This window comes from Candidatus Pseudothioglobus sp. Uisw_086 (assembly GCF_048085745.1).
In the GTDB taxonomy this organism is placed as follows: Bacteria; Pseudomonadota; Gammaproteobacteria; order PS1; family Pseudothioglobaceae; genus Pseudothioglobus.
In genome coordinates this window covers 1288168-1304311 of the sequence record NZ_CP159803.1, presented here as the reverse complement: position 1 = coordinate 1304311, position 16144 = coordinate 1288168, and the positions used below count along the sequence as shown (strand labels likewise).

General features: G+C 34.9%; 6 protein-coding genes. 4 read left to right on the top strand and 2 right to left on the bottom strand.

Translation table 11 applies throughout. From position 1 onward, the window contains the following. The first annotated feature begins 19 nt into the window (after positions 1 to 19). The 4 genes from rpoB (at position 20) to dnaE (ending at position 13438) form a co-directional block, all read left to right on the top strand. Positions 20 to 4102 carry a DNA-directed RNA polymerase subunit beta gene (gene rpoB / locus ABXT49_RS06530; RefSeq protein ID WP_416651335.1) on the top strand — a complete coding sequence of 1361 codons (4083 nt, stop codon included), beginning with the start codon at positions 20 to 22 and terminating at the stop codon, positions 4100 to 4102. Between the two features lie 14 nt (positions 4103 to 4116). Then, positions 4117 to 8292, top strand: a complete 4176-nt coding sequence (gene rpoC / locus ABXT49_RS06525; protein ID WP_416651333.1) for a DNA-directed RNA polymerase subunit beta' — start codon at positions 4117 to 4119, stop codon at positions 8290 to 8292. Between the two features lie 159 nt (positions 8293 to 8451). Beyond that, positions 8452 to 9906 carry an anthranilate synthase component I gene (gene trpE / locus ABXT49_RS06520; protein ID WP_416651332.1) on the top strand — a complete coding sequence of 485 codons (1455 nt, stop codon included), beginning with the start codon at positions 8452 to 8454 and terminating at the stop codon, positions 9904 to 9906. A 121-nt stretch (positions 9907 to 10027) separates the two neighbouring features. Beyond that, complete coding sequence (gene dnaE, locus ABXT49_RS06515) at positions 10028 to 13438, top strand: DNA polymerase III subunit alpha (protein WP_416651330.1); 3411 nt, start codon at positions 10028 to 10030, stop codon at positions 13436 to 13438. 442 nt (positions 13439 to 13880) lie between these two features. On the opposite strand, the gene coaBC is transcribed toward dnaE, so the two are convergent. Both coaBC and ribD read right to left on the bottom strand, forming a co-directional pair. Then, on the bottom strand, positions 13881 to 15074 hold the full coding sequence (gene coaBC / locus ABXT49_RS06510) for a bifunctional phosphopantothenoylcysteine decarboxylase/phosphopantothenate--cysteine ligase CoaBC (RefSeq protein ID WP_416651329.1): 1194 nt from the start codon (positions 15072 to 15074) through the stop codon (positions 13881 to 13883). Next, the gene (ribD, locus tag ABXT49_RS06505; RefSeq protein WP_416653546.1) at positions 15071 to 16114 is read right to left on the bottom strand and encodes a bifunctional diaminohydroxyphosphoribosylaminopyrimidine deaminase/5-amino-6-(5-phosphoribosylamino)uracil reductase RibD; all 1044 of its coding nucleotides are present in this window, start codon (positions 16112 to 16114) and stop codon (positions 15071 to 15073) included. The genes coaBC and ribD overlap by 4 nt, the downstream gene beginning before the upstream one ends. Positions 16115 to 16144: the final 30 nt, after the last annotated feature.

Here is a 16144-nt window from a genome sequence, read left to right as displayed (position 1 = left end):
TGATTATTACGGGGCATCCATGACTTATTCATTTACAGAAAAAAAACGTATCAGAAATAATTTTGGAACAAGAGAGTCGATTCTTAAAGAGCCAGATTTATTATCTATTCAGATTAATTCATTTAATAGCTTTATTCAGAAAGGAGCTACTGAAAAGGAAAATATTGGTCTTCATTCTGTTTTTCAATCTGTATTTCCAATTACAGCCCTAAATGGTTATGCCGAAATTGAATATTTGGATTATGAGCTTCAAGAGCCTAAATATAATGTTAAAGAATGTAAGCTTCGAGGAGTAACGTATGCTGCAACCTTGCAAGTTAAACTTAACTTAGTCCTTTTCGACAAAAATGGTTCTAATTTAAAGAAGAAGCGTCGCGTTAAGCAAATTATCGAAGAAAGTGTCTATTTAGGGCAGCTTCCATTGATGACTGATACTGGAACATTTGTAATTAATGGAACTGAGCGTGTTGTGGTTTCTCAGCTTCATCGTTCTCCAGGAGTTATTTTTGAGCATGATAAGGGGAAAACTCACTCTTCTGGGAAAATATTATTCTCATCACGTATTATTCCTTACCGTGGCTCATGGTTAGACTTTGAGTTTGATCATCACGAGCACTTGTTTGTAAGAATAGATAGAAGAAGAAAATTACCTGTGACTACATTACTTCGTGCTATGGGACAGTCAACAAATGACATTATTGATACTTTCTTTGATCATATTGTTGTTAAATTAAAATCTAAATCGTGTGATCTAGTTATCAAACCTGAACGTTTGAAAGGAATTATTGCAGAGTTTGATATTAAAGTTGGAAAGGATGTTGTTGTTGAACAAGGACGTCGAATTACTGCTAAGCATGCAAAAATTCTTCATGATGCAAAAGTAGACTCAATTAATGCTCCACTTGAATATCTTATTGGGAAAGTCATTTCTGCAGATATAGTTGATACTGATACTGGTGAAATTTTATTAGCTGCAAACTCATTAATAACTGAAGAATCTATAGAAGTTTTAACTGCGACTAAGATTAAGAAGATCAATATTATTTATCTTAATGATGCTGAAAATGGTATCTATATTTCTGACACACTTCGTCTTGATGAATTGCAAACAGAAATTGAAGCGCGTATGTCAATCTACCATGTAATGAGACCAGGTGAGCCTGCTACTGAAGATGCAGTTAACACTCTTTTTTCTAATTTATTTTTTAATAATGATCGTTATGACCTTTCTCGTGTGGGTCGCATGAAGCTTAATAGAAGGCTGGGAGTTGCTAGTGAGACTGGGGAGCACGTTCTAACTCATGATGATATTATTAATGTAATTAAACAGTTAATTGATATTAAAAATGGACACGATGTTGTAGATGATGTCGACACTTTAGCTAATAGAAGAGTTAGGGCTATTGGTGAAATGATTGAAAACCAATTTAGAATTGGTCTTATTCGTGTAGAAAAAGCTGTTAAAGAAGGATTAAACCTTGCTGAAACAGATGAGCTAACGCCACAAGATCTTATTAATTCTAAGCCAGTTTCAGCAGCAGTAAGGGAGTTTTTTGGCTCTTCACAGTTGTCTCAATTCATGGATCAAGTAAATCCATTGTCTGGGGTGACTCATAAGCGACGCATATCAGCCTTAGGGCCAGGTGGTCTAACAAGAGAACGTGCTGGCTTTGAGGTTCGCGATGTTCATCCATCTCATTATGGTCGATTGTGTCCAATTGAAACACCTGAAGGTCCGAATATTGGTTTAATTAATACTTTAGCAGTTTATGCAAGAACGAATGATTATGGTTTTTTAGAGACTCCTTATCAAGTAGTTAAGAAGGGTCAAGTCACTAAAGAAATTTTATATGTGTCAGCAATTGATGAAATTGATCACACTATTGCTCAAGCAAATTCTAAAGTAGATAGTAAGGGGTATTTAGTAGATGATCTTGTTTCAGGACGTCATAAAAATGAATTTGTACTTGTTGGCAAGTCAGAAGTAACGCTTATTGATATTGATTCAAAACAAATATCATCTGTAGCTGCATCACTTATACCGTTTCTTGAGCATGATGATGCTAACCGTGCATTAATGGGTTCAAATATGCAGCGTCAAGCTGTGCCTGTATTACGAGCTGAAAAACCACTAGTTGGAACTGGTATTGAGCGCGTTGTGGCAACAGATTCACGTGTTTGTGTGGTTGCAAACCATGATGGAGTTGTGGAGACAGTAGATGCTTCAAGAATCGTAATTCGTGTTGATGCTAAGCAAGCAAAAGCTGGTGAGCTTGGTGTTGATATCTATAGTTTAGTAAAATATTCTCGTTCAAATCAAAATACTTGTATCAATCAAAAACCACTTGTTCAACCAGGTGATAAGATTGTTGCTGGCGATGTCTTAGCAGATGGTCCATCTACAGATCTAGGTGAGTTAGCATTAGGTCAAAATATGATGATTGCATTTATGCCTTGGAATGGATATAACTTTGAAGACTCAATTTTAATATCAGAAAAAGTAGTCCAGGAAGATCGTTATACTTCAATTCATATTGAAGAATTGACAGCTTATGCTAGAGATACAAAGCTTGGTGCTGAGGAAGTTACTGCAGATATACCCAATGTAAGTGAATCGGCACTATCAAAGCTGGATGATGTTGGTATTGTATATGTTGGTGCTCGAGTAAAAGGTGGTGATATTCTTGTTGGAAAGGTAACTCCTAAAAGTGAAACAGTCCTTTCTCCAGAAGAGAAATTATTGCGTGCTATCTTTGGAGAAAAAGCTAACAATGTTAAAGATACCTCTTTAAGAATGGGAGCCTCAAAATCTGGTGTTGTCATTGATGTTCAGATATTTACTAAAGATCGAGTGGCAAAAGATTCTCGTGCACTGGTTATTGATGAAGAGCGTTTAGAAAATATTAAAAAAGATATTGATGATGAATTTGGAATAATTGATGGGGACATCTTTCGCCGAATTCGTTTAAAACTCTCTGGAAACCTCTCAACTAGTAATATTGGTAATATTAAGAGTGGAGATAAACTAGCTTCTAAAGATTTAAAGTCTCTAGAAAATAGTGAATTAGCAAAATTAAAAGTTAAAGATGCAGCTGTAAATAAAGAAGTTGCTTCACTTGTTAAGCAGTCAAAAGCAAAACAGGAAGAGTTTGAACTATTTTATGAGCAAGAGAGTGCAAAAATTAAAGAAGGTGCAGAATTACCTCCAGGCGTTCAGAAGATGGTCAAGGTTTATGTGGCAACACGTAAAACTCTTCAGGTTGGTGACAAGATGGCTGGACGACACGGAAACAAAGGTGTTATCTCTCGTGTATCCCCAGTTGAAGATATGCCCCATTTGGCAGATGGTACTCCAGTAGATGTTGTTCTTAATCCACTTGGTGTTCCATCACGTATGAATGTTGGCCAGGTACTTGAGGTTCATTTAGGTTGGGCAGCTAAAGGCCTAGGTTATAAGATTGGTAATTTGCTAGATGAGCATCGTAAAGATACAATTAAGCAAATCCGCTCAATGCTAGATTCTATTTACAATAGTTATGGAAAAACTGAAGATTTAAAGTCATTTAGTGATGATGAAATACTTGAGTTAGCTAATAATTTACGATCTGGTGTTCCAATGGCAACTCCAGTATTTGATGGAATTAAAGAAGAGGATATTAAATCTTTACTTAAGATGGCTGATTTACCAGAAAGTGGTCAAATTCAATTATTTGATGGACGAACTGGTGATTCATTTGACCGTGATATAACTGTTGGTTATATGCACATGCTTAAGCTTAACCACTTGGTCGATGATAAGATGCATGCCCGCTCAACAGGTCCATACTCTTTAGTTACTCAACAACCACTTAGCGGTAAAGCTCAATTTGGTGGTCAAAGGTTTGGTGAAATGGAAGTTTGGGCGCTAGAAGCATATGGTGCAGCATATACTCTTCGAGAAATGTTAACGGTTAAGTCTGATGATGTTACTGGAAGGGCAAAAATGTATAAAAATATAGTAGACGGTGAGAACCGTACTGAGTCAGTAATGCCAGAGTCGTTTAATGTTCTAGTTAAAGAAATTCGATCTCTAGGTATTGATACTGAACTTGAACAACATTAAATTAGGAGAATCACTTGAAAGATTTATTACAAATTTTAAAACAGCAAAATAAAGAACAAGATTTTGATGCAATAAGAGTTGGTTTAGCTTCTCCTGAGAAAATTCGTTCATGGTCATTTGGTGAAGTAAAAAAACCTGAAACTATTAACTATAGAACTTTCAAACCTGAAAGAGAAGGGTTATTTTGTGCTAAGATTTTTGGCCCAATGAAAGACTTTGAGTGCTTATGTGGTAAATATAAGCGCATGAAATTTAGAAATGTGGTTTGTGAAAAATGTGGTGTTGAAGTTACTCTTTCTAAAGTAAGACGTGAAAGAATGGGCCATATAGAGCTTGCTGCTCCCGTAGCACATATTTGGTATTTGAAGTCACTCCCATCTAGATTAGGTTTGCTCATGGATATGACTTTAAAAGATATTGAAAGAGTTCTTTATTTTGAAGCATTTTTAGTTACTGATCCTGGTAGTACGCCTTTAATCAAAAAGCAACTACTTACGGAGGAGATGTATTTTGATGCTTTAGACCAGTATGGAGATGATGAGTTTGTTGCTAAGATGGGCGCAGAAGCTATGCAGGATGTTCTTTCAGAGATGCAACTTGAAAAAGAAGCTGCAAATTTGAGAGAAGATGCTCTAAATACTAAGTCACAAACTAAACTTAAGAAAATCAATAAACGACTTAAGCTAGTGGATTCATTAATAAAGTCTGGAAATAAACCTGAGTGGATGGTTTTAAATGTGCTTCCTATTCTGCCACCAGATTTAAGGCCTTTGGTTCCTCTAGATGGAGGTCGGTTTGCAACATCTGATTTAAATGACTTGTATCGCCGAGTAATTAATAGAAATAATCGTCTTGGAAGATTATTAGAACTTGATGCTCCAGAAATTATTGTTAGAAATGAAAAACGTATGCTCCAAGAAGCTGTCGACTCACTAATTGATAATGGGCGTCGTGGACGTGCTGTTATGGGCAATAATAGACGCCCTCTTAAGTCAATTGCGGATATGATAAAAGGTAAGCAAGGACGATTCCGTCAAAACTTACTTGGAAAACGAGTTGACTATTCTGGGCGTTCAGTTATTGTTTGTGGTCCATATTTAAAGCTTCATCAGTGTGGATTGCCAAAAAAAATGGCATTAGAGCTTTTTAAGCCCTTTATTTATAATCGCCTTCAAGCAAATGGATTAGCTTCTACTATAAAAGCTGCAAAAAAAATGGTTGAAAGTGAAATTCCTGAAGTTTGGGATATTTTGGAAAGAGTTGTACATCAGCATCCAGTTTTATTAAACCGTGCACCTACTCTTCATAGACTTGGTATTCAAGCATTTGAGCCGCTTCTAATTGAAGGCAAGGCAATTCAACTTCATCCTCTTGTATGTACTGCATTTAATGCAGACTTTGATGGTGATCAGATGGCTGTCCACGTTCCTCTTTCTGAGGAAGCTCAATTAGAGGCAAGAACTCTAATGTTGGCATCAAATAATATTCTTCATTTGGCTAGTGGTGACCCAATTATTATTCCATCTCAAGATGTAATCTTAGGTCTGTACTATATGACAAGAGAAATGGTTAATCAACAGGGTGAAGGGATGATCTTTGCCAATACCAATGAGGCGCTTTCTGCCTATGATGCTAAACTTGTAAGTCTGCATGCAAAAATTAAACTAAGAGTGCAGGATTATGAAAAAGCAGAGTCTGGCTTTAAACCTAAAAATACTCGTATAGTTGATACTACAATCGGCAGAGCTATTTTTTCTAGAATTCTGCCTAAAGGCTTGTCATTTGATTTAATTAATGAGGCTTTAACTAAAAAAGTAGTTTCTAATTTAATCCATGTCTGTTATAGATCTCAGGAGCTTAAGGAGACTGTAATTTTTGCTGATCAAATGATGTATATGGGTTTTGAATATTCTACTAAATCTGGTATATCATTTTGTTCGAATGACATGATTATTCCTAGTGAAAAAGCTGAGATGATTGAAAAGGCTTCTGCTCAAGTAAAAGATGTTCAGCAGCAATTTGCTTCAGGTGTTGTTACAAATGGCGAGCGCTATAACAAGGTTATTGATATTTGGTCAAGAACTTCAGAAGAAGTTGCTAAAGCAATGATGGATAAAGTTGGTTATGAAGATATAACTGATGCTGAAGGCAATACAGAAAAGAAACCATCATTTAATTCAATCTATATGATGGCAGATTCAGGAGCTCGAGGCTCTCCTGCACAAATACGTCAGTTAGCAGGAATGCGTGGTCTAATGGCAAAGCCAGATGGATCAATTATTGAGACTCCAATTACAAGTAATTTCCGTGAAGGTCTTAATAATATGCAGTACTTTATTTCTACTCATGGAGCAAGAAAAGGTTTGGCTGATACAGCACTAAAAACTGCTAACTCAGGCTATTTAACTCGAAGACTTGTTGATGTAGGTCAAGATTTGGTGGTAACTGAAGAAGATTGTGGGACTAAAAATGGTTTGGTAATGAAATCCGTTATTGATGGCGGAAATGTTGTTCAAACATTGGGAACTGCAGTGCTCGGTCGAGTTATTTCTGAAGACATATTAGTGCCAAATACAAAAGATGTATTTTTACAAAAAGATCATTTAATTACATTGGATGATTCAGATAAGATCAATGAGCTGGGTATAGAGTTTATTAAAGTTCGTTCAGCAATTACATGTGAGTTGTCTTATGGTGTTTGTGCATCTTGTTATGGAAATGATATGGCAAGAGGTCATAAGATTGGAGTGGGCGAAGCTGTTGGTGTTATCGCTGCACAATCAATTGGTGAACCAGGAACTCAACTTACAATGCGTACTTTCCATATTGGTGGAGCCGCAAGCTCATCTACGGCTGTTAATAGTATTAATATTAATACTGATGGCATTGTTCATTTTGAAAATATGAAGTCTATTAAAAATGCTAATGGTGATTTTGTCGTTGTTTCAAGATCTTCTGAAGCCTCAATTAGAAATGAATTAGGCCAAGTAAAAGAGCGCTATAAGTTGCCTTATGGTGCTATAGTTCACTTTAAAGATGGTGGCAAGGTGAAAGCCAAAGATAAGATTGCTGATTGGGATCCACATACACATCCAATCATAGCTGAAAATTCTGGAAGAGTTTCATTTATCGATTTTATTGAAGGTTTAACAGTTGTAAAAAATTCAGATCCATTGACTGGCTTAATCTTCTTTGAAATAATTGAAGAGGCAGAAAGAACTTCGGCAGCAAAAGATATGAAACCAATGCTTCAATTAGTTGATAAGAAAGATAAAAAATCTATACTGTCGACTCATTATTTACCATCAGGAGTTAAAATAAATTTAGAGGATGGTCAGCTTATTACTGCAGGTGAAATACTTGCTAAGATTCCTAAAGCTGTTTCAAAGACTAGTGACATTACTGGAGGATTACCACGAGTTGCTGATTTATTTGAAGCTCGTAAAGCTAAAGATCATGCGATTCTAGCTGAAACTATGGGTGTTATAAGCTTTGGAAGTCCTACAAAATCAAAGGTTCGTATGCTTATTACTGGCTCTGAAGGTGATGTAACTGAAATGATGATTCATCATTGGAGATCAATCAATGTGTTTGATGGTGAGACTGTTGAAAAAGGCGATGTGATATCAGATGGGCCTTATAACCCTCATGATATTCTGCGTTTATTAGGTGTTGAAGCTTTGGCTAACTATATGGTTAAAGAAGTTCAAAACGTTTATAGGCTCCAAGGAGTAAAAATTTCAGACAAGCATATTGAAGTAGTTGTTAAGCAAATGCTTAGAAAAGTTGAAATTATTGATAATGGAGACTCTCATTATGTAAATGGTGAGACTGCTGAATTTGTTCATGTTGTAGAGAAGAATAAGCAATTGAAGGCACAAAAGAAAGATGAGATTGTGTTTCAAAGATTGTTAATGGGTATTACAAAAGCATCATTATCTACTGAGTCGTTTATCTCTGCTGCATCTTTCCAAGAGACTACAAGGGTTCTTACGGAAGCCTCAATAACAGGAAGAGTGGATGATCTTAGAGGTCTTAAAGAGAATGTCATTGTAGGTCGACTTATTCCTGCAGGAACAGGCTTTAAGCATCATCAGGAAAAGAGAAGGAAGCGCATAGATGCATCTTTTATGCAAACGAGTGACGCTGAGCAAGAACTTTCTGCTCAGTTGAGTGAGGCTGAAAAATAGCAGGGTTCAGTTCTAAATAAAGGCATTTCAATTTAGTTTACTAAAATGGAATGTCTTTTTTATTATTCAAACTAGCACTAAATTCTGTTATTTCCAGAAGCTACCTTCTGTACGAATAATCTTAAGGTTTAATAATCTGGGTAATGATAAAATATACCCATGCAAAAGTCATATTTCAATCGTCTTATTAAAGAAGGCTTTAATCATATTCCCCTTTCTAGGGAAATTGTTGTTGATACATTAACTCCTTTAGCTTTATATCTTAAGCTTGCAAATAATCCCTATAGCTATTTTTTAGAATCTGTACAAGGTGGTGAAAAGTGGGGAAGATATTCTTTTATTGGATTGGCTGCTGAAACAGTAATTAAAGTAAATAACTATCAGGTTCGAGTTGAAAAAAATGGAAAGTTAACTCAAGAGTACTTAGTAGAAGATCCACTTGCATGGATTGAAGAATACCAAAATCAATTTAAAGTTCCACAGTTAGATAGCCTGCCAGATTTCAATGGCGGATTAGTTGGTTACTTTGGATATGAAATAGTTCGTTACATAGAGCCAAAACTGGCGCATATAAATAAAACTGACGAGCTAAAAGTTCCAGATATTTTATTAATGGTCTCAAATGACCTTTTGGTAGTTGATAATTTAACTAGTAAGGTTCACATAATTACTCATGTTAACCCTAATGAAGAGACATTTGAAGGTGGACTTGTAAGGCTTAGTTTAATTGAGGCAAATATTAAGAAATCATTTGAACATTCATCTGCCCCCTCTGAAAATATCAAGTCAGAAGACTTTGTGTCAAGTTTTGGAAGGGAAAATTACATAAGTGCAGTTAAAAAAGTTCAAAAATACATTAAAGCTGGTGATGTTATGCAAGTTGTGCCATCACAACGATTAAGCTGTGTTTTTAAATCAAATCCTGTTGAACTATACCGACAATTAAGAATACTTAACCCTTCTCCATATATGTATTTTCTTAATTTAAATGACTTTGCAATAGTTGGCTCATCTCCTGAAATATTAACACGTGTGGATAACAACAATATTGCAACCATAAGACCTATAGCAGGAACTCGCTCAAGAGGAAAAACAGAGCAAGAAGACCTTAATCTAGAGAAAGATCTCTTAGCAGATGAAAAAGAAATTGCCGAGCATCTAATGCTGATTGATCTTGGCAGAAACGATTTAGGCAGAATTGCTAAAACAGGGAGCGTAACACTTACAGATAAAATGTTTATAGAGCGTTACTCACATGTTATGCATATTGTTTCAAATGTAGAATGTGAGTTAAAAGAAAATATGAGCTCTATTGATGTATTGAAAGCAACTTTTCCAGCGGGCACCTTAAGTGGCGCTCCAAAAGTAAGAGCAATGGAGATTATTGATGAAGTTGAAGATTTAAAGCGTAATATTTACTCTGGAGCTATTGGTAATTTATCTTGGCATGGTGGAATGGATCTTGCAATTGCAATTAGAACTGCTGTTATTAAAGATCAGAGGCTATATATCCAAGCTGGAGCAGGAATTGTTTACGACTCTTTGCCAGAAATGGAGTGGCAAGAAACTATGGATAAAGCGCAAGCTCTAATTAAGGCAGCTGAAAATATCTAACCTATATATTGATTTATTTTTTATAGTTGAATTTCAGATATATAATTTTTAAAAAGCTAAAAGCTAGTAATGTAATTGTTTGTAAAATAGATCAGTAAATTTCATATTTTTTTTTGGATAATTGAGTTCTGTGGATTTTGTTCATCTTCAATGTCAAAGTGAGTATTCTGTAAAGAATAGCTTAGTTCGTGTTTCAAAACTCATAGATAGTGTTAAAGAGGCTGGTATGAGCAGCGTTGCGCTGACTGATGATATGAGTCTTTTTTCTGTGATTAAATTTTATCAAAAAGCGACTAGTGCTGGTATCAAGCCTATTATTGGCGCAAAAATATATGTAGATTTTGATTTAGGCCATTATGATGTACTTCTACTTTGTCAAAACCATGAGGGCTATTTAAATCTTTCAGAGCTTATTTCTAAGGCCTACCTTAATGAACAGGGAATTTCAATTGTAAGTGTTACAGAAGAACAATTAATTTCTCACCAAAAGGGCTTGCTAATGATTGCAACTCCAATAAGCTCAGACATATCTCAATTACTTTTGGCAAATGAGCTGGACCTTGCTAATACTAAAGCTAAAAGCTGGCAAGCCATTTTCAAAGACCGATATTATATTTCGGCACAAAGAACTGATAGACATGCAGATGAAAACCTTCTTAATCTTACTATTGAATTAGGATTGAAGTTAAATATCCCAGTTGTTGCTACTAACGATGTGCAGTTCTTAAGTAAAAGTGACTTTGATGCGCATGAAGCTAGAATTTGCATAGCTGAGGGAGGCTTGCTAGATGACTCTAGGAGGTTAAAAATTTTTAGTGATAGTCAATATTTAAAGACTGCTGATGAAATGTCTGAATTATTTAAAGACTACCCTCAGCTTATTGAAAATGCTTCTGAAATAGCTAAAAGGTGTAACTTACACTTTAAATTATTTGAAAAGAATTACCTTCCAGCTTTTCCAACACCAGAAGGAAAGTCAATAGCTGAATTTTTTAGTGAACAATCAAATAATGGTCTTAGACTTAGACTTAAAGATCTTAATGTAAATGAAAAGAGTTATTTTGAAAGGTTAAATTTTGAATTATCTGTAATTCTTGAAATGGACTTTCCAGGATACTTTTTAATTGTTTCTGATTTTATAAGATGGGCTAAAGAAAATGGAATTCCAGTTGGTCCAGGTAGGGGCTCAGGTGCTGGATCTCTTGTGGCCTGGGCGCTTTCTATAACAAATGTAGATCCTATTCAGCATGATCTTTTATTTGAGCGTTTTTTAAACCCAGAGCGAATTTCTATGCCTGATTTTGATATTGATTTTTGCACAGATCGTCGTGATGAAGTTATTGCGTATGTTTCTAATAAGTATGGTTCAGAGAAAGTATCACAAATTATTACTTATGGAACTATGGCAGCTAAAGGGGTAGTAAGAGATGTAGGGAGAGTATTAGGACATCCTTATGGTTTTAGTGACCAGATTTCTAAGATGATACCAAATGAACTAAAAATGACATTAAATAAAGCATTAGAAGATTCCAATGAATTGAAAGCAAGATATGATTCCGAAGAAAGTGTTTCAACGCTCATTGATTTATCCCAAGATCTTGAAGGGCTTATTAGAAATGTCGGTACTCATGCTGGTGGAGTTGTTATTGCACCAAGTAAAATTAGTGATTTCTGTCCAATTTATAAAGGATCTGATGAGTCAGATGTCGTTGTATCTCAATTTGATAAAGATGATGTTGAGGCTGTAGGGCTTGTTAAATTTGATTTTTTGGGGCTATCAAACCTAACTGTAATAGATAAGGCGGTAAAAATAATAGCAAAAAAAGGCTTAAGTGAGGGTTTGATTAATATTGATAAGCTTAGTCTTGATGACCCCAAAGTATTTAAGTTACTTCAAGACTGCGACACTACTGGGGTTTTTCAGCTTGAATCAGATGGCATGCGTGGTTATTTGAAAAAACTTAAACCTGACTCTTTTGAAGATATTGTTGCTATGCTGGCACTTTATAGACCAGGCCCATTAGATGCTGGAATGGTAGATGATTACATACAGGTCAAACATGGTGCAAAAGTAAGATATCCACATGAGATGTTAGAAGAAATTTTAAAGCCAACAAATGGAGTATTTCTTTATCAAGAGCAAGTAATGAAGTCTGCTCAAGTTATGGCTGGTTACTCTTTAGGTGGAGCAGATATTTTACGACGCGCTATGGGTAAGAAAAAAGTTGAAGAAATGGCAGAGCAGCGTGAAGTTTTTGTAAAGGGAGCTTTTGAAAGAAATATTAAAGAGGCCAAAGCAAATGAAATTTTTGACCTTATTGACAAATTTTCAGGTTATGGCTTTAATAAATCACATTCTGTTGCATATGCCTACATTTCATATCAGACAGCCTGGCTAAAGGCACATTTTCCAGCTCCTTTTATGTCGGCAGTACTATCTGGTGGAATGGATGACACAGATCGTGTTGCATTTACTGTTGGCGAGTGCAAGAAAAATGGTGTCATAGTTATGGCACCTGATATTAACCAATCTGAATATGAATTTAGCATTAATGATAATAAAACTATAGTATATGGACTAGGCGCTATTAAAGGTGTTGGTGAGGCTCTTGTTAAAGAGATAGTTTTAGAGAGAGAAAAAAATGGAAACTATTCAGATATTTTTGATTTTTGTTTTCGAATAGAAAAAAAATTCTTAAATCGTAGAGCAATTGAAGCCCTTATATATAGTGGAGCATTTGATTTATTTGATATTAAAAGAGCAACATTAATTGCGACTTACCCAAGAGCAGTAAGGCAAGCAGAACAGAGACAAAGTGATTCATCAAAAGGCCAAAACAGTCTTTTTGCTGAAGTTGATAGTCATAGTGAGTATGAAAAAAATTACATAAAAGGGGAGTTTCTGTCTTTTAGAAATGTAATGAAGTTTGAAAAAAATGTTATGGGATATTACCTAGAAAGACATCCAACAGACTGGTATAAATCAGATTTAAAATCAATAGTATGTACTTTACCAAAAGATCTAGTATTTAGAAATAATCGTGAAGTGAGAGTGCTTTCACTAATTTCTGACATTATTTATAGAAATACAAGACGAGGTCAGATGGCAAGTTTGACTATTGAAGATGGTGAAAAAAGAATTAATGCAGCTGTCTTTTCACAACAACTTGCAGAAAATAGCGAATATTTAGTGCTAGATGAAGTGGTTGTAGTTTCTGGAAAAGTCAATAAAGATTTTAGAGAACAATGGCAGATAGTAGTAGAGCGGATAGATCCAGTTGATAAGGTTCAAATAAAGTATGCAAAGTGCCTTAAAATTCAACTAACAGAAGAAAATAAAAACAAGTATCTAAAGCTATGTGAATTATTGAAAGAATACCCAGGTAAGTGCCCAGTTGTTATTGAATATATGTCTGCTAATTCATTAGGAAAAATTCCCCTTTCAAAAGAATTTGATGTTTCATTAAATCGAGAGTTTTTAGATTCAATTGAGAAAAAATTTGGTCATGGAAAATATCAAATCCAATATTAAATAAAACACAAAATTGCCTTTAATTAAGCGCTTAAAGAGCTATATAAAAGCATTTAACTGCGGTAAATTTCCTGGTAGTTTTATAGCCATTAATTAATTTAATTTAACTCTAAAATAAACCTCTTATAATTGAGAATTAATAGAGTTTTAAATTCATCAATTAAGCCTCTGAAGCCCAGCCTATAAGGGCAAAAGTTAAAAAGTTATCCGCGAATTGATAATTTAGTAGATTACCTTCTAAAGTTGAAATAAATTCATAAATTCAAAAAAATATAAGTCATTGATTTATAACAAAAAAATTGATATGATTATTTATTAACCAAAACCATAGAAATTGTTAGTCTAAAGCTTAATTTATGTCTGAATTTTGAGATATCAACAGAGTTATCCACAGTATTGTGGGTAAGTCGATTAACCCTTGATTTATAAGCATTTACAGCGTTTAGAAAAAATATTTTGTAACCTTTTTTATTATCTTTTCTGCAATAATTTGTTTACTACTTTTATCTATTTTCTCAGTTTTTTCTTGTGATATAAAGTGAACTTCATTTTCATCTGAGTTTAGCCCAATTTCACTACTTGAAATGTCATTCAAAATAATTGCATCACACTTCTTTTTCTTTAATTTAGCTATTGCATTGGCAAGAAAATTTTCAGTTTCAGCTGCAAATCCAATACAGACAGGTTTGTTTTTAAGCTGACAAACGCTTTCTAAAATGTCTTTATTTTTTGTAAGCCCAATTGAAGCTAAATTTCCATCTTTTTTAATCTTATTAAGGCTTATTTCTGTCGGCCTAAAATCTGCAACTGCGGCGCAGCTAATAAATAAATCTTGAGTTTTTATTTTTTCCATTACCACTTCGTACATTTCATGTGCACTAGTTATGTAAATCACTGAAGCTCTTTTTTCCACTTCTACTGATATTGATCCAATTATTAGTGTTGTCTCTGCTCCAGCTTGAATGCAAGCATGAGCAAGAGCCATACCCATTTTTCCACTACTGTGATTTGATATATATCTTACCGGGTCTATTGCTTCAATAGTCCCCCCAATTGTTATTAGAACTTTTTTTCCACTAAGAGTGCTATTTGAAAATATTGCAGCTACTTGCTTTGCAATTTCTGCTGGTTCTGCAAGTCTGCCTTCTCCAACATCTCCACAAGCTTGTTCCCCAAAACCTGGATCTATTGTTAAAACGCCTCTATTGTTAAGTATCTTGAGATTTTCCTTAATTGCTTTTGATGCAAACATTTGTTGGTTCATTGATGGAGCAATTAATACAGATGCATTTGTTGCAAGAATTACTGTTGACAGTAGGTCATCAGCCTTGCCATGACAGAGTCTGGCTATCGTATTGGCCGATGCTGGTGCTATGATTACTGCGTCAGCCCATTTTGCAAGTTCAATGTGACCCATAGCAAGCTCTGCTTCTTTATCCCAAAGATTGTCATGAACTTTATTTTTTGAAACCGTTTGAAGTGATAGCTCACTAACAAACTCTCTGCCTCCACTCGTAATAATGACTCTAACTTCTGCACCTAAATCTTGCAACCTTCTAACAATGTCGGGTGATTTATAAGCAGCAATTGAGCCGCTAACTCCTAAAAGAATTCTTTTATTTGTTAATTTATTCATTTGATAGTGGCTCTAATTTTAATATCACAACCTATTTGACTAACTTCAATAATATTTAGTTTAATTTTGTCAGACATTTTTTTTAAAGGAATTTCTATCATTGGATTTGCATCACTTCCAAGTATTAATGGAGCGGTGTAGATAATAAATTCATCAATTAGCCCAGCCTCAGTCATTGCTCCATTAAGGCCGCTACCAGCCTCTAGAAGTAAATTATTAATACCCATTTCCCCAAGTTTAATAAGTGCACATTTTAGATCTAATTTTCCATTAGCAAGCATTTCTGAATTATTGTTATTTAAAATGAGTGTTTCAGCGTCAGATGAAAAAATATTAAGAGACTTATCAGTAATAATATTATTACTATCAATAACAACACGTAGTGGCTTTGAATCTTCATTTTTAGCTCTAACAGTCATCATTGGGTTATCACTTTTGATTGTTCCTGAGCCTGTCATAATGGCCTGATTTACGCTACGGAGAATTTGAACATCCTCTCGAGCAACTTCCGAAGTAATCCATTTACTCTCCCCATTCTTCATTGCTGTTCTTCCGTCAAGGCTCATTGCAATTTTTGATGTAACAAAGGGTAAACCACTCGTCATTCTTTTGATAAATCCACGATTAATCTCTTTAGCTTCCTTTTCAAGCAATCCAACTTCAACATCCATGCCACTATCTTGAAGTAACTTGATTCCTTTTCCAGAAACTAATGGATTGGGATCAAGCATTGCAATAAAAACTTTTTTCACTCTAGCTCTAATAAGTGCCTCAGCACAAGGCGGCGTCTTGCCAAAATGAGAGCATGGTTCAAGTGTAATGTATACATTAGTATTCTCACCTTTGTAATTAATTTTTTCTAAGGCATTTACTTCTGCATGACCCTCACCATAAAGGCGATGGTAGTCTTGAGCAATAATTTTATTATCACGAGCAATCACACATCCCACCATTGGATTTGCACCAACACCTTTGCGACCAAACTGAGAAAGTTTGAGTGCAAGAGCCATACATTCTGTATCTTGATGAGTGAAAGCCATTATAATAATTACATATAAATTTATAATCAT

Bases quoted from the DNA above. Each gene is read 5' to 3' on its own strand.
- rpoB (WP_416651335.1), top strand. From the start codon at position 20: ATGACTTATTCATTTACAGAAAAAAAACGTATCAGAAATAATTTTGGA.
- trpE (WP_416651332.1), top strand. From the start codon at position 8,452: ATGCAAAAGTCATATTTCAATCGTCTTATTAAAGAAGGCTTTAATCAT.
- coaBC (WP_416651329.1), bottom strand. From the start codon at position 15,074: ATGAATAAATTAACAAATAAAAGAATTCTTTTAGGAGTTAGCGGCTCA.
- ribD (WP_416653546.1), bottom strand. From the start codon at position 16,114: ATGGCTTTCACTCATCAAGATACAGAATGTATGGCTCTTGCACTCAAA.